This is a genomic window from Streptomyces sp. GL_141, assembly GCF_057834385.1.
In genome coordinates, this window is the sequence record NZ_CM174402.1 from 1793662 (window position 1) to 1813982 (window position 20321).

At 75.3% G+C, this 20321-nt stretch carries 18 protein-coding genes and 1 tRNA gene; 13 read left to right on the forward strand and 6 right to left on the reverse strand.

From position 1 onward, the window contains the following. Window positions 1-15: 15 nt before the first annotated feature. Together AC3IX6_RS07630 and AC3IX6_RS07635 are read right to left on the reverse strand one after the other, a co-directional pair. Window positions 16-492 carry a GNAT family N-acetyltransferase gene (locus AC3IX6_RS07630; protein WP_489369474.1) on the reverse strand — a complete coding sequence of 159 codons (477 nt, stop codon included), beginning with the start codon at window positions 490-492 and terminating at the stop codon, window positions 16-18. Window positions 493-589: 97 nt separating this feature from the next. After that, the gene (locus tag AC3IX6_RS07635; RefSeq protein ID WP_489369475.1) at window positions 590-1153 is read right to left on the reverse strand and encodes an FHA domain-containing protein; all 564 of its coding nucleotides are present in this window, start codon (window positions 1151-1153) and stop codon (window positions 590-592) included. Window positions 1154-1265: 112 nt separating this feature from the next. Here AC3IX6_RS07635 and treZ point away from each other — a divergent pair, with 112 nt between their 5' ends. Beyond that, window positions 1266-3266 (forward strand): malto-oligosyltrehalose trehalohydrolase, encoded by a 2001-nt coding sequence (gene treZ / locus AC3IX6_RS07640; RefSeq protein WP_489369476.1) that lies wholly within the window; start codon window positions 1266-1268, stop codon window positions 3264-3266. Between the two features lie 66 nt (window positions 3267-3332). Next, a complete protein-coding gene (locus AC3IX6_RS07645; protein ID WP_489369477.1) occupies window positions 3333-4118 on the forward strand; it encodes a class I SAM-dependent methyltransferase in 786 nt (261 codons plus the stop codon). A gap of 34 nt (window positions 4119-4152) precedes the next feature. Here AC3IX6_RS07645 and AC3IX6_RS07650 read toward each other — a convergent pair whose 3' ends face one another. Then, entirely contained in the window at window positions 4153-5274 is a 1122-nt protein-coding gene (locus AC3IX6_RS07650) for a M24 family metallopeptidase (protein WP_489369478.1), read from the reverse strand. Window positions 5275-5390: 116 nt separating this feature from the next. Then, window positions 5391-6548, reverse strand: a complete 1158-nt coding sequence (locus tag AC3IX6_RS07655; protein WP_489369479.1) for a heparan-alpha-glucosaminide N-acetyltransferase domain-containing protein — start codon at window positions 6546-6548, stop codon at window positions 5391-5393. Between the two features lie 141 nt (window positions 6549-6689). Between AC3IX6_RS07655 and AC3IX6_RS07660 the strand changes: the two genes are divergently transcribed. From AC3IX6_RS07660 to AC3IX6_RS07670, 3 genes are all read left to right on the forward strand, one after another. Next, a tRNA-His gene (locus tag AC3IX6_RS07660) sits at window positions 6690-6762 on the forward strand. 125 nt (window positions 6763-6887) lie between these two features. Beyond that, complete coding sequence (locus tag AC3IX6_RS07665) at window positions 6888-8012, forward strand: alpha/beta hydrolase (protein ID WP_489369480.1); 1125 nt, start codon at window positions 6888-6890, stop codon at window positions 8010-8012. A gap of 207 nt (window positions 8013-8219) precedes the next feature. Then, complete coding sequence (locus tag AC3IX6_RS07670; RefSeq protein WP_489369481.1) at window positions 8220-8987, forward strand: rhamnogalacturonan acetylesterase; 768 nt, start codon at window positions 8220-8222, stop codon at window positions 8985-8987. A 1-nt stretch (window position 8988) separates the two neighbouring features. Here the strand turns inward: AC3IX6_RS07670 and AC3IX6_RS07675 are convergent, their stop codons facing one another. Then, a complete protein-coding gene (locus AC3IX6_RS07675; RefSeq protein WP_489369482.1) occupies window positions 8989-9744 on the reverse strand; it encodes an alpha/beta fold hydrolase in 756 nt (251 codons plus the stop codon). Window positions 9745-9816: 72 nt separating this feature from the next. On the opposite strand from AC3IX6_RS07675, the gene AC3IX6_RS07680 reads away from it, so the two are divergent. Then, window positions 9817-10593, forward strand: coding sequence for a hypothetical protein (locus tag AC3IX6_RS07680; RefSeq protein ID WP_489369483.1), 777 nt, complete (start codon window positions 9817-9819; stop codon window positions 10591-10593). Here the strand turns inward: AC3IX6_RS07680 and AC3IX6_RS07685 are convergent. Next, window positions 10580-12643: a phosphocholine-specific phospholipase C gene (locus tag AC3IX6_RS07685; RefSeq protein ID WP_489369484.1), complete on the reverse strand. Its 2064-nt coding sequence runs from the start codon at window positions 12641-12643 to the stop codon at window positions 10580-10582. The genes AC3IX6_RS07680 and AC3IX6_RS07685 overlap by 14 nt on opposite strands. Before the next feature lie 303 nt (window positions 12644-12946). Between AC3IX6_RS07685 and AC3IX6_RS07690 the strand changes: the two genes are divergently transcribed. Genes AC3IX6_RS07690 through AC3IX6_RS07720 form a run of 7 tightly spaced genes read left to right on the forward strand, consistent with a single transcriptional unit; the run spans window position 12947 to window position 20254 of the window. After that, entirely contained in the window at window positions 12947-13984 is a 1038-nt protein-coding gene (locus AC3IX6_RS07690; protein ID WP_489369485.1) for a 3-oxoacyl-ACP synthase III family protein, read from the forward strand. After that, complete coding sequence (locus tag AC3IX6_RS07695; protein ID WP_489369486.1) at window positions 13981-14733, forward strand: glycosyltransferase family A protein; 753 nt, start codon at window positions 13981-13983, stop codon at window positions 14731-14733. Before AC3IX6_RS07690 ends, AC3IX6_RS07695 begins: the two co-directional genes overlap by 4 nt. Continuing rightward, on the forward strand, window positions 14733-16328 hold the full coding sequence (locus AC3IX6_RS07700; RefSeq protein ID WP_489369487.1) for an AMP-binding protein: 1596 nt from the start codon (window positions 14733-14735) through the stop codon (window positions 16326-16328). The genes AC3IX6_RS07695 and AC3IX6_RS07700 overlap by 1 nt, the downstream gene beginning before the upstream one ends. Further along, window positions 16325-17374, forward strand: coding sequence for a YhjD/YihY/BrkB family envelope integrity protein (locus AC3IX6_RS07705; RefSeq protein WP_489369488.1), 1050 nt, complete (start codon window positions 16325-16327; stop codon window positions 17372-17374). The genes AC3IX6_RS07700 and AC3IX6_RS07705 overlap by 4 nt, the downstream gene beginning before the upstream one ends. Beyond that, window positions 17371-18135, forward strand: coding sequence for a glycosyltransferase family 2 protein (locus AC3IX6_RS07710; protein WP_489369489.1), 765 nt, complete (start codon window positions 17371-17373; stop codon window positions 18133-18135). The genes AC3IX6_RS07705 and AC3IX6_RS07710 overlap by 4 nt, the downstream gene beginning before the upstream one ends. Continuing rightward, entirely contained in the window at window positions 18132-19331 is a 1200-nt protein-coding gene (locus tag AC3IX6_RS07715) for a cytochrome P450 (protein WP_489369490.1), read from the forward strand. The genes AC3IX6_RS07710 and AC3IX6_RS07715 overlap by 4 nt, the downstream gene beginning before the upstream one ends. Next, window positions 19328-20254: an NAD-dependent epimerase/dehydratase family protein gene (locus tag AC3IX6_RS07720; RefSeq protein ID WP_489369491.1), complete on the forward strand. Its 927-nt coding sequence runs from the start codon at window positions 19328-19330 to the stop codon at window positions 20252-20254. Before AC3IX6_RS07715 ends, AC3IX6_RS07720 begins: the two co-directional genes overlap by 4 nt. Window positions 20255-20321: the final 67 nt, after the last annotated feature.

Genomic DNA, 20321 nt, shown 5'->3' on the forward strand with positions numbered 1-20321 from the left:
GGTGGAGGGCGCGGGCTACTCCACCGGCAGGGCGTACCGGAGCTTCGGCTTGCCGGTGGCCCCGAGCCGGTCGTAGAAGCGGATCGCGCCCTCGTTCCAGTCGGGCGTCTGCCACTCGACGTGGCCGAGGCCCAGCTCGCGGGCCAGCGCGGCCACCCCGTCCATCAGGGCGGCCCCGAGACCGTGCCCCCGGGCCTCCTCTGCCAGGTAGAGGCAGTCCATGTGGAGGTAGTCGCGGGCCTCCCAGAAGGAGAACTCGGCCGAGCAGGCGGCGTACCCGGCGACCTCGCCCTCCGGGGTCCCGGCCAGCAGCACCCACAGCCGGGACCCGTCGGCGAACAGCTGCGCGCCGAGCCGCTCGGCGAGACCGGCCGGGCGGGGCTCGGACCGCTCGTACACCATGTGCTCGCGCATGAGCTCGAGCAGCCGGGGCAGGTCCCCGGGGCGCGCGGGCCGTACGACGGGGGCGGGGACGGCAGACATGTGTTCCATGGGTGTCATCCTCCGCGCGGCCCGCGTCCGCCCGCCCACCGGGGCCCGCACCTCCGGACCCGCGCCCGGGCCCGCGCCCGGAACCGCGGCCGCGGGCTCAGCCGCCCGAGAGCCTGAAGGTCATCCGGCCGAAGCCGATCTGGTCCCCGTCCCGCACCACGGCCGAGCCCGTGACCCGGCGCCCGTTCACCGTGGTCCCGTTCGTCGAGCCGAGGTCCCGCACCACCCAGACCCCGTCCCGGACGCTCAGTTCCGCATGGGCGCGCGAGACCGTCTCATGGCTCAGGCGCAGCCCGTTGCCCGGGTCGCGGCCGATGCGCAGCGGTCCGGCGCTCGGGTGCGGGAGGAGCAGCGCGGGCAGCTTCTCCGCGGCCCAGGCCCGCCGTACGCCCACCGACACGGCCGAGACCCGTCCCACCCAGCCGAACAGCCGGCGGGTCCACGGGCTCTCCCCGGCCTCGCGGCCCTCCAGGTCCGCGGTGAGCACGGCGAGGTCCTCGGAACGGCGGGCGACGAGGGCGAGTTCCATGCGGCGCAGGAAGGTGTCGTGCGACAGCTTGCCGACGGCGGCGCCCTCCCTGAGCTGGCCCAGGGCGCGGTCGCGCTCGGCATCGGAAAGCCGCGGGGCGGGGAAGGCGGGGAACTCGAAACTCGACGTCACCAGGTGATTGTCGGCCTGTCGGGGGCAGAGTGTCCAGAACTCCCGCGACGAGCCGGGGATGATGGCCCGGACACGCAGGTAGGGGTACCGCCGCCAGACGAGGGGACCGTCCGTGCAGTTCGAGGTGTGGGCACCGCTGACAGACCGGGTCGCACTGCGGCTCGACGGGGCCGCGTACGCGATGGCGCCCGATCCGGAGCGCGCCGGCTGGTGGGTCGTGGAGGCCCCGGCCGCCGACGGTTCCCGGTACGGGTTCCAGCTGGGCGGCGCCCCGGAGGCTCCCGCGCCCGGGGACGATCCGCCCGAACCGGTCCACACCGGGGACGACCCGCGCGACCCGGTGCACCCCGGGCACGATCCGAGTGGCCCGTTCCACCCCGAGGACGACCCGCGCGACCCGGTCCACCCCGGGCACCCGGAGCACCTCGGACACCACGGGCACCAGACGGGCCCGGCGGCCGCCGGCCCGGCGGCCGTCCCCGCAGGACACGTAGGGCCCGCGGGACATGTTGGCCACGTGCATCCCGTACGGCCGGACCCGCGCGGGCGGCGCCTGCCGGACGGCCCCGACGGCCCCTCGGCCGTGGTCGACTTCGCCTCCCTCGCCCCCGCCGAGCCGGCCCCCTCCCCCCGGGTGCCGCTCCAGGACGCCGTCCTGTACGAGCTGCACGTCGGCACCTTCACCCCCGAGGGCACCTTCGATTCGGCCGCCGCACGCCTCGGTCACCTCACCGCCCTCGGCGTCACCCACGTCGAGCTGATGCCCGTCTGCCCCTTCCCCGGGCGGAACGGCTGGGGGTACGACGGGGTCGCCCCCTGGGCGGTGCACGAGCCGTACGGGGGTCCGGCCGGGCTGGTCCGGTTCGTGGAGGCCGCGCACGCCGCCGGGCTCGGCGTGGTGCTCGACGTGGTCCACAACCACTTCGGCCCCTCCGGCAACCACCTCCCCGTCTTCGGCCCGTACTTCACCGAGACCCACCACACCCCCTGGGGCGCGGCGGTGAACCTGGACGCGCCCGGCTCCGACGAGGTGCGCGCGTACTTCCTGGGCAGCGCGCTGGCCTGGCTGCGCGACTACCGGATCGACGGGCTGCGGCTGGACGCGGTGCACGCGCTCGCCGACGGGCGGGCGCTGACCTTCCTGGAGGAGCTGTCCGCGGCGGTGGACGAACTGGCCGCCGAGACCGGCCGGCCGCTGTTCCTGATCGCGGAGTCCGACCGCTGCGATCCGCGCACCACGAACCCGCGTTCCGCCGGGGGCCTGGGCCTGCACGCTCAGTGGAACGACGATTTCCACCACGCCCTGCACTGCACGCTGACCGGTGAGTCCCAGGCGTACTACGCGGACTTCGCCGAGGCACCGCTCGGGGCGCTGGCCAAGACCATGACCCGGGCCTTCTTCCACGACGGGACCTGGTCCTCCTTCCGGGGCCGCCACCACGGCCGTGCGGTGGACCGCGGCCGCACCCCGGCGCACCGCTTCCTCGGCTACTCCCAGACCCACGACCAGATCGGCAACCGCGCGCTGGGCGACCGGCTCGCGGCCTCCCTGTCCCCCGGGCTGCTGGCGTGCGCGGCGACGGTGGTGCTGACCGGGCCGTTCGTGCCGATGCTGTTCATGGGCGAGGAGTGGGGCGCCGGCACTCCGTGGCAGTACTTCACCGACCATCCCGACGAGGAGCTCGCCGAGGCCGTACGGGCGGGCCGGCGGCGGGAGTTCGCGGAGCACGGCTGGAAGGCGGAGGAGATCCCCGACCCCCAGGACCCGGCGACCCGCGACCGCTCCTGCCTGGACTGGGCCGAGCCGGGCCGGGAGTCCCACGCCCGCCTGCTGGACTGGTACCGCGCCCTGATCGCGCTCCGCCGGACCCACTCCGACCTGCGCGATCCCGATCTGGCGGCGCTGCGGATCGCCCATGACGAGGAGCGCCGCTGGCTGACGTTCCGCCGGGGCGACGTCCGCGTGGTGGTGAACCTCTCCGGGGAGCCGGTCACCGTCGCGCTCGGCCGCAACGGGGTCCGGGTGCTGGCCGCCTGGCTGCCCGTCGAGCATCCGGACGCCGACGGGCGGGTGCACGTACCGGCGGAGTCGGCGGTGGTGCTGGGGCCTTAGGGCGCACGCCCCGGGGCCCGTAAACCCGGTCGCGGGAGTGCCGGGCCGTCTGATGGGATCGAGCCCATGAAGATCGAATCCGACGAGGAATCCGCAGGCGCCGAGGGGCAGTCGGGCACGGCCAAGTACGACCGGATCGGGGTGGGTTACCGGCAGATCCGGCGGCCCGATCCCCGGCTGGCCTCGCTGATCGCGGGCGCGCTGGGGGACGCCCGCACGGTGGTCAACGTCGGCGCGGGCGCCGGTTCGTACGAGCCGCAGGACCGCGAGGTGACGGCCGTGGACCCGTCCCGGGTGATGCTCGACCAGCACCCGGGGACCCGCAAGGTGAAGGCCGGAGCGGAACAACTGCCCTTCGAGGACGGGGCGTTCGACGCGGCGATGGCCGTGATGACCGTCCATCACTGGCCGGACCCGGCGCGCGGGCTGGCGGAGTTGCGGCGGGTGTCCCGGCGCCAGGCCGTCTTCACCTGGGATCCGGAGCACAGCACGGAGCTGTGGTTCTTCGAGGAGTACCTGCCGGAGATCGGGGAGCGGGAGCGCTCCACCTTCGTCCCGCTGTCCGTGGTGACCGGGGCGCTGGAGGCGCACACCGTACTGCCCTTCCCCGTCCCGCACGATTTCACCGACGGGTTCCGGGCCGCCTTCTGGCGCCGGCCCGAGTCCTACCTCGACCCGGCCGTACGCGCCGCCAGCTCCACCTTCGCCGGCCTGCCGGCCGCCGTAGTGGAGCCGGCCGTCGCCCGGCTGCGCGAGGACCTGCGCTCGGGGGCCTGGCAGCGGCGCCACGCCGACCTGCTGGAGCGGGAGAGCGTCGACTACGGCTACCGCCTGGTCCTCGCCGGGTCCTGAGCCCCGGCGAGGTGGCGGCCTCCCGCTGCCGCGCCTACTGCACGATCGCCAGCTCGCGTGAGGCGTTGTTGAAGCTGCGGCAGCCGTTCTCGGTGACCGTGATGATGTCCTCGATCCGGACCCCGAACCGCCCCGGGAGGTAGATCCCCGGCTCCACGGAGAAGCACATGCCGGGGACGAGGGGCTGTTCCTCCCCTTCCACCATGTACGGCGGCTCGTGCGTGGTGACTCCGATGCCGTGGCCCGTGCGGTGGATGAACTGCTCGCCGTAGCCGAATTCGGTGATCACCGCGCGGGCCGCCCGGTCCACGTCCTGGCAGGCGGCGCCCGGCCGGGCCGCCGCCACGCCTGCCAACTGGGCCTCGCGGACGATGTCGTGGACGCGCTGCTCCTCTTCCGTGGGCTCGCCGACGTGGACGGTACGGGAGATGTCGGAGCCGTACCCGTGCTTGAGGCCGCCGAAGTCGAGGACCACCATGTCCCCGTCCCGGATGACCCGGTCACCGGCCTCGTGGTGCGGGTTGGCGCCGTTCGGGCCGGAGCCGACGACGGTGAAGTCCACCTGGGAGTGGCCGTGCACGCGCAGCAGCGCGTCCAGGTCGGCGGCGACGTCGCTCTCCCGGCGCCCGGCGAAGGGGACGTGGAGGATCTGCGCGTACGCGGCGTCGGCCGCCTCGCCGGCCGCCGCGAGCCGGGCCAGCTCGCGCTCGTCCTTGACCGCGCGCAGCATCGGCAGCGCATCGGTCAGCGAGGCGTACGAGGTGTTCGGCAACTCCCTTTGCAGGCCCAGCAGGTGCAGGGCCCAGGTGTTGTCGCTGACTCCGAAGCGGCCGGTCACGTCCAGCAGCGGCGAGGTCACGGCGTACGGGTTCTTCCCGTCGGCCCAGTCCCGCAGGGTCAGCGCTCCCGCTCCGGGGGACTTCGCCGCGTCGGGGGCTTCCAGGGCGGGGACGACGAGGACGGGGTCCTGCCCGGCGGCGAGGACGAGCAGGGTCATCCGCTCGGTGTCGACGGGCCGGTACCCGGTGAGGTGGGCCAGGTCGGGCCCGGGGGCGACCAGCAGGCCGGCCAGCCCCGCATCGGCGGCGGCCTGCGCGGCGGCGGCCATCCGGGCGGCGTAGTCGGCGGCCGTGAAGGGATCGGAGTCATGGTCCATGCCCCCGATCCTCCCGCGCCCCACCCCCAGGCGGCAGGGGGCCGCGCCGGTCACCCGGCTCCGTCCCCCGCACTGCCGCTAGGCGGAGGGACGGCCCCGCAGGGCTTCGCTTCGGGTCATGTCGGGGTCACCGCCCGCAGCGCCCACTCCAGGGGACCGCGCCGCAGCTCCGTGCCGCGCAGGAAGTGGCCCCAGGCGAGGCAGCCGATCACCGCGGCGGCCGAGAACCCGGCCAGCGCCTCCCACCCGGTCCAGCCGCGCAGGAACACCGCCAGTGCGAGGGCGTGCGCCACGTACACCGTCAGGGCCATCGCCCCGACGGCGGCGAGCGGTCGCAGCAGTCGCGTCGCCGCCCGGCCCGCGCGGTGCGCGGCCAGCGCGAGGAGGCCTATGAGGGCCGCCCCGACGCCGGAGTTGCCGAGGGTCTCCAGCGGGGTCTGGCTGTACGGGCCGGCCACCAGCAGCCAGTCCCAGGAGGTGCTGGGGACGGCGCCGAACTGCTCCCCGAGCACGGCCGCGACCGGGTCGGGCTCCGCCGCCGCCCAGGGGTGCTCCCGGGCGACGGCCTCCAGCAGCGGCCCGCGCCGCCCGCCGGGTCCCAGCGCGAGCCAGGAGGCGCCGTAGCCCGCGACGGCGGCCGCGGTCCCGAGGCCGGTCAGCAGCCACAGCGACCGCGCGCTCCGCAGGTCGGCGAGGCGGCCGAGGGCCATGCCCGCCAGGATGTACGGGAAGTAGGTGAGCAGCGGGTACGCGCCGGAGAGGAGCAGCTCCCGCAGCATCCCGCCGGCCCCCGCCCAGCTCGCCAGGTCGGCGGGGACGGGGGTGGCACCGCGCCCTCCGGTGCGCAGCCCGAGGGGCGGGCCCAGGAGGTAGGAGAGGACCGGGCCCAGCACCACCGAGGCGCCCGCGACGGCCGCCAGGGTGCGGGTGCGCAGCCGGGTGAAGGGTTCGGCGGCCAGGAAGTAGACGGCGTAGAAGGCCAGGATCACGAGGATGCCGGGCGAGAGCGCGGCCAGGCACAGGCCGAGTGCTCCGAGGATCGCGCAGCGGGTCAGGGTGGCCCGCAGGGGCGGCGGTCCGGCGGCGCGGGAGCGGGCGAGCGCGAGGGAGAAGCCGGCGATGAGCGTGAAGACGGCGGGGGCCCGGCCGTCGGCGGCGACGAGCAGCCAGCCGGGGCCCTCGGGCGCGGGCGGCGGGCCGACGTGTACGGCAAACATGCCGAGGACGGCGATGCCTCGGGCGGCGTCCAGGCCGGTCAGTCGGTTTGGTCCCATACGGGTAGGGATGGCGATCCGGGGCGCGGGGTTGCCTGCGGGGGCGGCGGGAGGGGCCGCCGGAAAAGGCGTCGCGGGACCACCCCGCTGATCAGCTATGCTGTGCTTGCACATCGAACGGGTGGTCCGCCGCCCTTCGTGGTGGGTGTAGCTCAGTTGGTAGAGCACCTGGTTGTGGTCCAGGTGGCCGCGGGTTCAAGTCCCGTCACTCACCCTGTTGATCCCGTGGGGGTTACGAGTTTTCCTCGTAGCCCCCACGGGTTTTTTCGTTCCCCCGGGGGGCGTGGCGCGTCGCGGCCGGCCGGGCCCGCGTGCCGGAGTCCTGGCAGGATCAACCGCATGAAAAGCGACATCGGGGGCACCCCGGCGCTGCTCCTCGCCGCCCTCGTGGCGGCCGCGGTGTTCGGGGCCGCGGTGTGGCTGTGGCCCCGGCTCGCGGGGGCCGGGGTCCGGCCGGTGCTGGGGCGGGTCGGGCTCCAGCTCGCGATCACCCTGACGACCGGGTCGGCGCTGCTGCTCGCGGTGAACTCCTCGTACGGCTTCTACGGCTCCTGGCGCGACCTGCTCTCCCTGCGCCGCGAGGACCCGGTGGCGGCGGGCGCGGACGCCTCGGTGCGGGCGGCGCTGCTGGTGCGGGGGACCCACTCCTGGCGGCACGCGGGCACCGACGACCCCGCGGTGATCGGCCGGATCGAGGCGGTGACCGTGCGCGGGGCCCGCAGCGGGCTGTCGGGGCAGGGGTACGTGTACCTGCCGCCGCAGTACGCGGGGGCGTCCGCCGGGCGGCGGGCGGAGTTCCCGGTGGTGCTGGCGCTGAGCGGGTTCCCGAGTACGCCGGGGGTGCTGGTCGACCGGCTGCGGTATCCGCAGCACGCGCTGGAGGCGGTGCGGGCGGGGCGGATGCGGCCGGCGGTGCTGGTCCTGATGACTCCGACGGTGGCGCCGCCCAGGGACACGCAGTGCGTGGACGTGCCGGGCGGGCCGCGGGCGGAGACCTTCTTCGCGCGGGACCTGAGGGCGGCGGTGTCCTCGTACTACGGCCTCACGCCGGACGCCCGGGGGTGGGGCGCGATGGGCAATTCGGTGGGCGGCTACTGCGCCCTGAAGCTGGCCCTGCGCGCCCCGGACGCGTACCGGGCCGCGGCCGCACTGTCGGCCCCGTACGCGGCGGCGCGGGACGCGGACACCGGTGACCTGTTCGGCGGCGACGCGGGCCGCCGGCAGGAGAACGACCTGCTGTGGCGGTTGCGGAGCCTGCCGCAGCCGCCGGTGTCCCTGCTGGTGGCGAGCAGCCGCAGGGGCGAGCACCAGTACCCGGCGACGCTGGATTTCATCGACGCGGTACGGTCACCCGCACGGGTCTCCTCGATCGTGCTCGCGCGCGGCGGCCACAACTACGAGACCTGGGCGCGCGAGGTGCCGCCGGCTCTGGAGTGGCTGGTGGGGCGGTTGAGTCCACCCTGAAGGCACCGCCAGAGGCCCCGCCCGGGCTCCGCTCAGACCCCGCTGAGGCCCCGGCCTGCGGACATGTAGCCTGAGACGGATTCCGATGAACGGGTTCAGGAATCGGGTGCCGGATGAGATCGTCCGGGTGGGGGGACAGGCCCCGCCTGCCGGGTCATCGTCGGGGCACGGAGTCTCGGCACGTTCTGATGGGAAGTACACGAAAGCATGACGAGAATCTTCCTCGCGGGCGACTCCAGCGTGACGAGCCGGCAGGCCAGCATGGCCCCGATGGTGGGCTGGGGCCAGACCCTGCAGCTGTTCGTGCAGGGCGCCGAGGTGATCAACTGCGCGCGCGCCGGAGCGAGCACCCGCAGTTTCCTGGAGCGCGGGCGGCTCGCCTGGATCCTGGAGAACGCCGTTCCCGGCGACCTCATGCTCATTTCCTTCGGTCTCATCGACATGAAGCCCGGTGACGGCCGCTTCACCGAGCCGTTCAAGGAGTACCAGGGCTTCCTGCGCCAGTACGTCAACGCGGCGCGCGACCGGGGCATGCACGCGGTCCTCATCACCAGCCACGAGCGCCGCGTCTTCGACAAGTACGGCAACATGCGCCGGCCCCTGGGCCAGTACCCCGCCGCCATGCGCGAGGTCGCGGCGCAGCTCGCGGTGCCGCTCATCGACCTGAACGAGTGGAGCGTCGCCTGGTGGCGGCACGCCGGCCCCGACGGGACCAAGGCGCTCTTCCTCTACCTGGAACCGGGCGAGCACCCCAACTACCCCAAGGGCGTGGCGGACAACACCCACCTGCGCGCCCACGGCGGCGTGGAGTGCTCCCGGTTCATCGCGGCGGAGATGCAGGCCCGCGGGCTGCTGCCGCCCACGCACTTCCGCAACCTCCAGGCCCAGTTCGATCCGGAGCAGGCCGTCGAGTTCCTCCCCGACGACGTCTTCGACCAGCAGACCAAGGAGCGGGTCGCGGAAGTCCGGCGCTGACCTACCCGCGCAGGAAGGCCTCCACCTCGGTGGCGAGGGCCACCGGGGTCTCGTGCGGCGGGTAGTGGCCGGCGCCGGGCAGCGGCTGGACGCGGCAGTTCGGGTACCAGACCTGCCAGGTGGCCCGCATGAAGTCGGCGGTGAGCGCGAGGTCGTACTCGCCGACGAGGGCCAGCACGGGGACGGTGGAGCCCTTCACGGCGGCGGACAGGTCCAGCGGCTGCCAGCTCGCCAGGTACCCGGCGAAGGCCTCCGGCCGGGACACGGCGAGCGAGTGCGCGACCATCCGCTCCAGCCAGTACGGGCTCGCGCGGCGGCCGGTGACGATGTCGAGGATGGCGCGGCGGTTCTCCTCGCTGCCCGCGGCCCCGTAGAAGAGGTCGTGGGTGGCGTCGTCCATCTCGTAGGGGGCGGCGGGGACCGGGTTGATGCCGATCAGCTTCTCGACGCGCTCGGGGGCGCGCACGAGGACCTGCTGCATGGCCTTGCCGCCCATGGAGTGGCCGAGGAGGGAGAAGGTGTCCCAGCCGAGCTCGTCGGCGAGCGCGAGGACGTCGTCGGCGATCTCGGGGAGCGTGTAGCGGCCGGGGACGTCCCGGCGGTCGCCGTAGCCGCGGTAGTCGAGGAAGGCGTACGAGAACTCCCGCGGGTCCAGGTAGTCCAGTACGGAGCCCCAGTTCGCGGACGTGCCGAACCAGTCGTGCAGCACGATGACGCGGACGGGGCCGGTGCCGGTCCTGCGGTGGGCGATGGCCATGCGTTCTCCCTCGGTGACGGGGCGGAAAGAATTGCCGCCGTACGTTCTGCCCACCGCGCCTACCATCACACCGTGAAGACCCCACCTTCCGTCCCCGTCGAACGCATCCGGGTCCGCGACGGGAAGAGCGCGGACGGCCACCCGTACCACCCGGCGCGGTACGAGATCACCGACCCGGCCGAGGTCGCGGAGGTCCTTGCCGTGTGGCCCGCCGAGCGGGTGACCGAGCCGGACTCCGGGGGAACGGCGGAGGCGGACCCGGAGATCGACTACTTCATCTGCATGTGCATGGAGCACGAACCCGACCCGTTCGACGCCACGGACGACCCGGCGATCCGGCACGCACCGCCCGCCCGGCCGGAGCCGCTCGCCCGGCTGCTCGACGCCGGCGCCCCGGACGGCATCCCGGCCCGGCACCGGGCCCGCTGGGCGGCCGCCGCGCCCGGGGCGCTGCGCGGCTACGCCGAGGCCATGGCCCGGGGCGAGGATCCGCCGCGCCCGGCACGGATCCCGCTGGCCGCCGCCTTCTCCTGGCAGGGGGCCGTACGCGAGGACCCCACCGACGCGGCCTCGCTCCTGGCGGAACTGGCCCCTCCGCGACTGCTCGTGAGGGCCTCCACCGAGGACCTGGCGTGGGCGGTACGGGAGACCGACCGCGGCGGGCTCGACGCGGCCGTGCGGTTCTTCGCGAGCGAGGAGTTCACCACCCGGCACCCCAAGCGGCGCCGGGTCCCGGACACCGCCCGGGACCTGCTGCTGCGGCACGCCCGCAGCCACCGTCCCCGCGACCTCCCGGTCCTGGAACGGCGGCTGCTGCGCATGCCGGACGACCGCGTCAGACGGTCTTGATCGCCGGGTCCGAGACTCCGGCCGCGCCCGTTTCCACGTGGCCGGCGAAGCGGCGCAGGAAGGTGGCGTCCGCGTCGGAGACGACGTTCACGTCGTACCAGCGGGCCGTCCCGGACAGCACCACGGTGTGCGCGACGGTGCCGCCCGCCGCGACGCGCACGACCTGGGCCGCGCCGCCGTAGGCGTTGGTGACGGTCAGGTTGACGGCCGCCGTGCCCCCGTTGGTCAGGGACAGCACCAGGTTGCCGGTGGCCTTGTCGTGGCGGGCCGTGGCCTCGGGGCCGGCCTTCTTCGCCGGGCCCTTCCAGGTGCGCAGGAAGCCGTTCGGGCCCCAGACCGTGAGGTTGACCTGGTTGCCGGTGGAGCTGCTCGTGCTCCAGGTGTCCGACAGGGTCTTGCCCGCCTCGACCGTGTAGGGCCAGGGGCCGTCCGTACGGTTGCCCGAGGTGCTGTGGAAGTGGGCGCCGAGGGAGGGACCCGAGGAGAAGGTCAGGGTGAACTTGCCCGTGGAGACCGTGGCCTTGCCGTCCACGTACGGGGCGTAGCCCAGTGCGCGGGTCGGCTTGGCGCCCGCCTCTTGCTTGGGCAGGGTGCCCGTCGCCGGCGGGGCCGGGTTGTAGGACGCGTGGCGGTTCTTGTCCGGCGGTACGTACGCGGCCGTGGAGGGCAGGGCGGCGGGCGCGGCGTCGGCCTGGGTGAAGTCGAAGGCCGAGGTCAGGTCGCCGCAGACGGCGCGGCGCCACGGGGAGATGTTGGGCTCCTGCACGCCGAAGCGCTTCTCCATGAAGCGGATCACCGAGGTGTGGTCGAAGGTCTCGGAGCAGACGTAGCCGCCCTTGCTCCACGGGGAGACCACGATCATCGGGACGCGCGGGCCGAGCCCGTACGGGCCGGCGGCGTAGCCGGAGACTCCCCCGGTGTACAGGTCGCCGGTGACGCTCGCCGTGGACAGGCCCCAGGCGGAGGACGCGGGCGGGTACGGCGGGACGACGTGGTCGAAGAAGCCGTCGTTCTCGTCGTAGGTGATGAAGAGGGCCGTCTTCGCCCATACGTCGGGGTTGGCCGTGAGCGAGTCCAGGACCTGCGAGATGTACCAGGCGCCGAAGTTCGTCGGCCAGTTGGAGTGCTCACTGAAGGCTTCGGGGGCGGCGATCCAGGAGACCTGCGGGAGGGTGCCGTTCACGACGTCCGCACGCAGTTTGTCGAAGTAGGTGCCGCCCGCCTTGACGTTGGTGCCCGTACGGGCCTTCTCGTAGAGGGCGCTGCCGGGCTGGGCGTTGCGGTAAGTGTTGAAGTACAGGAGCGAGTTGTCGCCGTAGTTGCCGCGGAAGGCGTCGTTGATCCAGCCCCAGGATCCGGCGGCGTTCAGGCCGTCGCCGATGTCCTGGTAGACCTTCCAGGAGACTCCGGCCGTCTCCAGGCGCTCGGGGTAGGTCTTCCAGCCGTAGCCGGCTTCCTGGTTGCCGAGGACCGGGCCGCCGCCCACGCCGTCGTTGCCCGTGTAACCCGTCCACATGTAGTAGCGGTTGGGGTCGGTGGCGCCGATGAAGGAGCAGTGGTAGGCGTCGCACACCGTGAAGGCGTCGGCGAGCGCGTAGTGGAACGGGATGTCGTTCCGGGTCATGTACGCCATGGTCGTGGCCGTCTTGGCCGGGACCCACTTGTCGTACTTGCCGTTGTTGTACGCCTGGTGGCCGCCGGCCCAGTCGTGGTTCAGCCCCGTCAGGAACTGCATGCCGAGGTCGTTGATCTGCGGGTTGAAGGGCAGGATGTCCTTCGTGCCGTTGGACTGGTGGAAGACGGACTTGCCGTTGTCCTGGATGACCGGCCTCGGGTCCCCGAACCCGCGGACCCCCTTCATCGCACCGAAGTAGTGGTCGAAGGAACGGTTCTCCTGCATGAGGACGACGATGTGCTCGATGTCCTGGATGGTGCCGGTACTGCCCTGGGCCGAAATCGCGGCGGCCCGCGCGATGCTCTCGTTCAGCATCGTGACGGCGGCGGCGCCACCGGCGATCTGCAGGAACCTGCGCCGATTCAATTCAGTCATGGAGAACGACCTCTGCGGGTGAGACGGGTGCGGGGGGATGTCGATGGGCGCCCCAAGAACAGCGGCCCCGGGGTACCGGTCGGCATTGCTTGAATGACTGTGGGCCGTACACCTGGAGAACGGAATACCTCGTCAGGCGGTTCATGCCCCACGCGCCCCTTCCCTTCGCGGCCGCCGTCCGGGTGCGGCGGGCCGGCCTGATCGGCGAGACGCTCCCGAGGCTCCCGGGTACTCACCCGGCCGGCGGGCGGGATGAGCATCCGTACTCAGGACCGGGACCGGACGGCGCGTCATGGTGAGGACATGCCGAATCAGCCGTCCCAGCCCTCCGTACCGCGCCCGCGGCTCCGCGCCGGGATCACCGCCGTCGCCGGCATCCTGCCCGGGGACGTCCTCTCCTCCGACCGGCTCCAGCGAGAGATCGCCGACCGGGCCGGGATCAAACTGCCGCCCCGGCTGCTGACCCAGGCCACCGGGATCCGTACCCGCCGGATCGCGGGCGACGGGGTGTACGCCTCCACGCTCGCCGTGGGTGCGGCCCGCCGGGTCCTGGACACCGCCGGGCTCGGGCCCGCCGACATCGACCTGCTGCTCTTCGCCTCCGCCTCCCGCGACGTCGCCGAACCCGCCACCGCGCACATCGTGCAGGCCGAACTCGGCACCAAGGCCCACGCCCTGGACGTCACCAACGCCTGCAACAGCTTCGTCAACGGCATCGACCTCGCCCGCGCCATGATCCTCGCCGGCCGGGCCCGGCGGGCCCTGGTGGTCACCGGGGAGACCCCCAGCCGGGCCGTGCGGACGGCGCCCGCCGACTTCGCCGAGTTCCGCGCCGGCTTCGCCGGCTACACCTTCGGCGACGCGGGGGCCGCCGTGATCGTGGAGCCGGTGGAGCGCGGCGGGATCCTCGACGTGGACACCGAGACCCACTCCGAGCACTGGGAGGTCGGGGGCATCCCGGGCGGCGGTTCGCGCCACCCGCGCGGGGACGCGTACACGTACTTCCGCGGCGACGGGCACGAACTGCGCGGGGTCTTCGAGAAGGTGGGCACCGCCGTCATCGACCGGACCCTGCACCGCACGGGCATGGGCTGGGACGACTTCTCGAAGGTACTGGTGCACCAGGTGACCGTCCCCTACCTGGAGCGGTTCGCCGAGCTGACCGGGGTGCCGGCCGGGAAGCTGGTGGTGACCGTGCCCGAGCTCGGCAACATCGCGAGCGCGACGATCGGCGTGCAACTGGACCGAATATTCGATGAACTGGAGCCCGGAGAACGGGTGTTGTTCGTCGGACTCGGTGGCGGGATCAGCATCATGACGATGGTCTGGGAGAAGTCGTGAGTGCGGCCGGAAAGCTGTGGGTGGTGGTGCCCGCGCACGAGGAGGAGGCCCGGATCTCCGGGACCCTTTCCGCGCTCGCCCGCCAACGGGACCGGGATTTCACCCTGTTGGTCGTGGACAACGCCTCGGCCGACCGGACGGCCGCCGTGGCGCGGGAGTTCGCGGCGGGCGCCCCCTTCGCCGTGGAGGTCATCGAGGAACCGGAGAAGGGCGTCGGCTCCGCCGTGGACACCGGTTTCCGGTACGCGATCGGGCGCGGCGCGACCCTGCTCGCCCGCACCGACGCCGACTGCCTGCCCCACCCGGGGTGGACGGGCGCGGCGCGGGCGGCCCTGATCCGGGACCCCGGGCTGGTGTGCGGGCGGATCGTGGCCCGGCGCGACGAGCACGGGCCGCTGGGGCGGGCCGGGTTCGGGCTCCTCGTACGCCTCGCCGGGCTCTTCGGCCGGCTGCGGCCCGAGCACGCGCGGCGCCGCGGCTACCGCGCCCCGTACCGGATGCACGCCGGGAACAACATGGCCATCACCGCCGAGCTGTACCTGGCCGTCGGCGGGATGCCCCGGCGCCCCTCCCCCACCGACCGGCTCTTCCTCAACGCGGTGCGCCGCCACACCGACCGGATCACGCGCTGCCGGGCGATGGTCGTGGAGAACTCCACGCGCCGGCTGCGTGCCTACGGGATCGCCGGCACGGCCCGCTGGTACCTCGGCCGCGGCAGCGGCCCGCACGGAACGGACGACCCCCGCTGATGCTGGACCGCCTCGACCACGCGCTGCGCGCCCGCCCCGAGCGGCCCGCCGTGCTGACCGCCACCCGTACGGGAGCCACCCGGACCGCCGCCACGCGCGGGGAACTCGCCGAGCTGGCCGATGCGTTCGCCGCCGCGCTGTACGCACGCGGGCTGCGCGCCGGGGACACCGTCGGGGTCGCCGTACGCCCCGGGCCGCGCGCGCTCGCCGTCCTGCTCGCGCTGTGGCGGCTCGGTCTGCGCGGGGCCGTCCTCGACCCCGGAGCCGGACCCGACGTGCTGCGCGCCCGGCTGGCTTCGGCGCGGCCCGCGCTGGTGCTGGCCGACGCCGCCGCGCAGGCGGTGGCCGGATGGGCGCGGCCGCTGGCCCGGCGGGCGGCCGGGCTGGAGCTGCCGGAACTGGCCGGGCTGGGCGCACCGGTGGCCACGGTCGGGCGGCGGCTGCCGGGGTGCGCGCCCGCGCTGGACCGGCATGCGGCGCGCGGCGGGGTTCCGCCGCGGTGCGCGGGCGACGGGGACGCCGACGCCGTCATCGTGTTCACCTCCGGGACCACCGCGCGGCCCCGAGCGGTGGTGCACACCCGGGCGAGTCTGGCCGCCGGGATGGAGACGGTGTCGGCGCTGTTCTCCGGCGACCCCGGGGAGGCTTCCACCGCGGCCGGCGAGCCCGTGCTCGGCGGCACCTTCTTCGTGCTCGTCCCCGCCCTCGTGCGCGGCGCCCCCGTGGCCCTCCCGGCGCGTTCGCCCCGGGTGCTGGCCCGCCAGCTGGCCCGGCTGGCGCCCCGGGACACCTACCTCACGCCGCCGCAGCTGCGGGACGCGCTGCGGGCAGGGGCCCGCTTCCGGGGCCGGGTGTGGACCGGCTCGGCTCCGGCGAGCGCGGAACTGCTGGGTCGCGTGAGGGAGTCGGGGGCCGACGAGGCCTGGGGGGTGTACGCGCTCACCGAGCTGTTCCCGGCCGCCGCGGTGGAATCCCGGGAGAAGGCCGCGTACGCGGGCCCCGGCGACCTGGTCGGCGCCCCGCTGCCCGGGGTGCGCGCCGCCTCCGACGCGGACGGACAGCTGCTGCTGACCGGCCCCGGGGCCCGGCACCGCTACCTCGGCGAGGACCCCGATCCGTGGGTGCGTACGGGCGACCGGGCGCGCCTGGACGGCACGGGCCGGATCGTGCTGGAGGGCAGGGCCAAGGACATGGTGCTGCGCCGGGCCGAGAACATCTACCCGGGCCTGTACGAACCGGCCCTGCACGTGCCCGGGGTGGAACTGGCGCTGCTCGTGGGGGTACCGGTACCCGCGGACGCGGGCGACCGGCACCGCGACGGCAGCGACTACGGCGACGAGCGGCTCGTCGCCGTGGTCCAGCCCTGCCACGGGGCCGCCGAGCCCGCGCTGCGGTCCGCACTGGCGGGCCCGCTGCGCCGCATGGGCACGGCCGCGCCCGACGCCCTGCTGTTCGCGCGGATCCCGCTGTCGGGACGCTCCCGCAAACCGGACCGCGCGGCAACGGCCGCCCTGGCGGCCCACCGGCTGAGCTCCGGGTCCGCGGGGAACGGCGCGCCGGCCGAGGCCTCCCGCGCGCGGCGGGCCGCCCCGTGACGGCCGCACCGGCGTGGCGGGCCCGCGCCCGCGCCGTCGGGCAGCGGGTCGCGGCAGCCGCCCGGCCCCGCCACGGGACGGAGCCGCGCACCCCGCCGCCCGCCACCACCCCGTGGCGGGCCCGCGCCGCGGCCTTCAGGCAGCGGGTCACGCCGCCGGTCATGACACCGGTCGCGGCGCGGCTCGGCGCGCGGGTCATCGCACCGGTCGCGGCACGGCTCCTCGCGCGGGTGAAGACACCGGTCCCGGCGCGGCTCCTCGCGCGGGTGAAGACACCGGTCGCGGCACGGCTCAGCGCGCGGGTCATGGCCTCCCACCGCCGCTACACCCGCGCGAACGGCGACGCGCTCGCGGGTTCGCTCACGTACGCCCTGCTCGTCGGGACGGCCCCGGCGGTGCTGCTGGCCGGTTCGCTGGCCGGCCGGGCCGGGGCGGGCGCGGACGGGGTCCGGCGGGTCGTGGACGGGCTGGCCGCGGCCCTGCTGCCCGCCGCCGCGGCTCCGGCGGCCGGGCGGCTGCCCACCGCGGCCCCGCACTGGCGGCCGCTGCTGGTCCTCGCCCTCGGCTGGTCGGTGGTGCGGACGACGCGGGCGCTGCGGACCGGCATCCGGGCCGTGTGCGGGCAGAACGCGGGCAGCGGGAACCCCGTGCGCGACGCGGCCCGGGACCTCGCGGGCGCGGCCGTGCTGTGCCTCGCGGGCGGCGCCGTCGCCGCGGTGGTGGCGGCGGGCGGTCCGGCCCTGACCGTCCCCGCGCTGTGGGCGCTGTTCTGGGCCGTCCTGTGGCTCGCCCCGCACCGGGCCCCCGGCAGGCCCCGGCCGGCGGCCATCGCGGGTCCGGCGCTCGCGGCGGCGCTGGCCTGCCGGCTGCTCGCCCTCGCCGCGGACCCCTATCTCGCCGCGACCGCCGAACTGCACGACGCCCTCTACCGCCGGGCGGGGCCGCTGATCGGCCTCCTCGTCTGGGGCAGTCTGTGCGCCCGCGCGCTGCTCCGCGCGGCCTCCTGGGCCGCCACCGCCAACCCGCCGGAAGGAGCGAGGAGTTGACGAAGCCGAACCTGTGGGTGGTCGTGCCCGCGTACAACGAGGCGGCGGCCATCGGGACCGCCCTGGCCGCGCTCGCCGCCCAGCACGACACCGGATTCGCGCTCGTGGTCGTGGACAACGCCTCCACCGACCGGACGGCACAAGCCGTACGGGACTTCGCGCGCGCGGCGCCCTTCCGCGTCGAGCTGGCCCGGGAGGAGCTGCCCGGCGCCGGGACCGCCGCCGACACGGGCTTCCGGTACGCCATCGCCGCCGGCGCCACCCACCTGCTGCGCACCGACGCCGACTGCCTGCCCGCCCCGGACTGGACAGCCGTCGCGAAGGCGGAGTTCGGGCGGGGCGCCGAGATGCTGTGCGGCCGCAGCGTGCCGCGCCGTGACGAGGGGCCCGGCCTCCTCGAAGCCCGGCTGCTGCCGGCGCTGATCCGGCTCACCTCGCTCTACGGCCGCTACCGCCCGTCCCACCGGCACCCGCGCTACCGCGCCCCGTACGTCCTGTGCCACGGCCACAACCTCGGCATCACCGCGGCCCTCTACCTGCGCTGCGGCGGCGCCCTGCGGGTGCCGCTGCACGAACGGTCCGAGGACGTGGACCTGCTGAACCGGGCCCGCGAGCACAGCGACCGGATCGTCCGCGCGGAGCACCTGGTGGTGCAGAACAGCTTGCGCAGGCTGCGCAGTTGGGGGCCGCGCCGCACCCTGCTCTGGTACTGGGACCGGCGCTACCGGCCCGCCGACACCGCGGAGGCACACGTCCGATGACCACCGACCCGACGATCCGCACCCTGCCCGACACACAGCCGGGCGCGAAGCTTGGCACGCAGCCGGGCACGGAGCCGGGCGCGAAGGCCCGCACCCCGGCCGGCACCAAGGCCCGCCGCCGGGACCGCCGGGTCTACCTGCGCTCCCACCCGCTCCTGTTCGCGCTGCTCGCCGCCACCCGCGGGCGGCCCGTGCGCCGGCTCGGGCGCGGCACCCTGCTCGTTCACGGCGCCGCGGCCTACCGGGAGGCGCTGACCCGGCTGCCGCTGGACCGCGCCGCGCCCGGCACCACCGGCGGCGCGGCCCGGGCCGCCCGGGTGGAGGACGTGCTCTTCGACCAGGAGGGCACCGGCCACCGGGCCGGCCGCCGGGAGCTCGCCGAGCTGCTCGGCGCGGCCGGGACCCGGGAACTGCGCGCGGTGTGGCACCCGTTGCTCCTGCGGCGGCTCGCGCCGCTGCCGCTCGGGGGCACGGTGGACCTGGTCCCGCTGGCCCGGGAACTGGCCGGCTCGGTGGTGTACGCGCTGCTGCGCCCCGACTCCGCAGCCGACGCCTGCGCCTCCCCCCTCGCCCTCGCGGAGGCCGCCGCCGGGGCCGCGGCCGCCTCCGTGCGCAGCCACCTCCCCGGACCGCCCCGCCCGGGCGCCGGTGCGGCGGCGATCCGCGCCGCCGAGCGGCTGCGCGGGCTCCTGGGGCCGGGGGCGGACGCCCGGGCCGCCATGCTGGCGGTCGCGGCCGTCAACACCACCGTCGCGGCGCTGCCCCGGGCCGTGGCCTGGTGCGCGGACGCCGGGTTGTGGGACCAGGCGGCGGACCCGGCCCTGTGTCCCGCCCTGGCGGACGAACTCCTGCGCGTGACGGCGGCCTCCCCCCTCCTCCCCCGGGTGGCCGCGGCCGAAGGCTCGGTGGGGGGCTGCCCGGTCCGGGCCGGGGACCGGCTGCTCCTGGTGGCCCGGCACGCGGCCGGTGGCCACCTGCGGGACCCCGACGGGCGCCGCCCCGCCGAGCCGGGCGTCGCCCGCCTGGTCTTCGGCTCCGGGCCGCACGCCTGCCCCGGAGCCCGCCTGGCCCGGGAGCAACTGGCCGGCGTCCTGGCGGCGCTGGCTCCGCACCGGCCGGTCGTGACCCGGGCCCGGGTGGACCGCCGGGCCGCTCTGCCCGGCTGGCGTTCGCTGGTCGTACGGGCGGCGGCATGAGCTCCCGCAGGCCGTCCGGCGCGGCCGGGATCCGGATCGCCGTCACGGGCGCGAGCGGCTTCTGCGGCGGGCACGTCGCCCGCGCCGCGGCGGCGGCCGGGGCCCGGGTGGTGTGCGTCGGCCGCAGGCCCGGTCCGCTCGGGGAACACCGCTTCTGGGACGCGTCCCTCGGGGAGCCGGACCTCTCGGGCACGGACCTCGTCGTGCACTGCGCGGCGGCGGTCGGCGATCCGGCGCCGGGCTCCCCCGCCGAGGCGGTCATGCACGCGGTCAACGTGACCGGCACCGAACGGCTGCTGCGCGCGGCGGGCGGCCGCCCGGTGGTCTGGGTCGGCAGCGCCAGCGTCTACGACCCCCGCCGGGACCGCACGCTCGTCCGCGAGGACCACCCGCGCACGGGACACCTGAACGCCTACGGCCGCACGAAGGCCGCCGGCGAGTCCCTGGCGCTGGCCGCGGGCGCGGTGGTGCTGCGCCCGCGCGCCGTGTACGGACCCGGCGACACCCAGCTCCTGCCCCGGCTGCTCTCCCGGGTCCGCGCCGGGACCCTGTTCCTGCCGGGCCCGGACGTCCCGCTCAGCCTGACGGCGGTGGAGAACCTGGCCGCGGCCTGCCTGGCGGCTCCCGACTGGCCGCAAGGCGCGTACAACATCGCCGACGCCCCCCCCTACCGGCGTGACGCGGCGATCCTCGACGTCCTGCGCGCCCACCGGGTCCGCGCCCGTGTACGCCACCTCCCGGCGGCCCTGGCCCGGGCCGCGGCGAGGATCTCGGAATCCCTGTCCTCCGGCGAACCGGCCCTCAGCCGCTACGCGGTGGACCAGCTCGCCCACCCGGTGGTCCTGGACCTGACCCGGGCCCGCGCCCAGGGCTGGACCCCGACCCGCACCCTGCCGGACCACCTCGCCACCCTGCGGGGGTGAACCGCGGGAAGAAGACGGCGCCAGGGGAAGGATCCGAGCACGCTCCCGGAGGACTCGTCGACAGGCA

Coding starts and splice junctions, on each gene's coding strand:
- AC3IX6_RS07670 (WP_489369481.1), top strand. CDS start 8,220: ATGACGAGAATCTTCCTCGCGGGCGACTCCAGCGTGACGAGCCGGCAG.
- AC3IX6_RS07690 (WP_489369485.1), top strand. CDS start 12,947: ATGCCGAATCAGCCGTCCCAGCCCTCCGTACCGCGCCCGCGGCTCCGC.
- AC3IX6_RS07655 (WP_489369479.1), bottom strand. CDS start 6,548: ATGGGACCAAACCGACTGACCGGCCTGGACGCCGCCCGAGGCATCGCC.
- AC3IX6_RS07665 (WP_489369480.1), top strand. CDS start 6,888: ATGAAAAGCGACATCGGGGGCACCCCGGCGCTGCTCCTCGCCGCCCTC.
- AC3IX6_RS07675 (WP_489369482.1), bottom strand. CDS start 9,744: ATGGCCATCGCCCACCGCAGGACCGGCACCGGCCCCGTCCGCGTCATC.
- AC3IX6_RS07715 (WP_489369490.1), top strand. CDS start 18,132: ATGACCACCGACCCGACGATCCGCACCCTGCCCGACACACAGCCGGGC.
- AC3IX6_RS07630 (WP_489369474.1), bottom strand. CDS start 492: ATGGAACACATGTCTGCCGTCCCCGCCCCCGTCGTACGGCCCGCGCGC.
- AC3IX6_RS07700 (WP_489369487.1), top strand. CDS start 14,733: ATGCTGGACCGCCTCGACCACGCGCTGCGCGCCCGCCCCGAGCGGCCC.
- AC3IX6_RS07720 (WP_489369491.1), top strand. CDS start 19,328: ATGAGCTCCCGCAGGCCGTCCGGCGCGGCCGGGATCCGGATCGCCGTC.
- AC3IX6_RS07685 (WP_489369484.1), bottom strand. CDS start 12,643: ATGACTGAATTGAATCGGCGCAGGTTCCTGCAGATCGCCGGTGGCGCC.
- AC3IX6_RS07645 (WP_489369477.1), top strand. CDS start 3,333: ATGAAGATCGAATCCGACGAGGAATCCGCAGGCGCCGAGGGGCAGTCG.
- AC3IX6_RS07650 (WP_489369478.1), bottom strand. CDS start 5,274: ATGGACCATGACTCCGATCCCTTCACGGCCGCCGACTACGCCGCCCGG.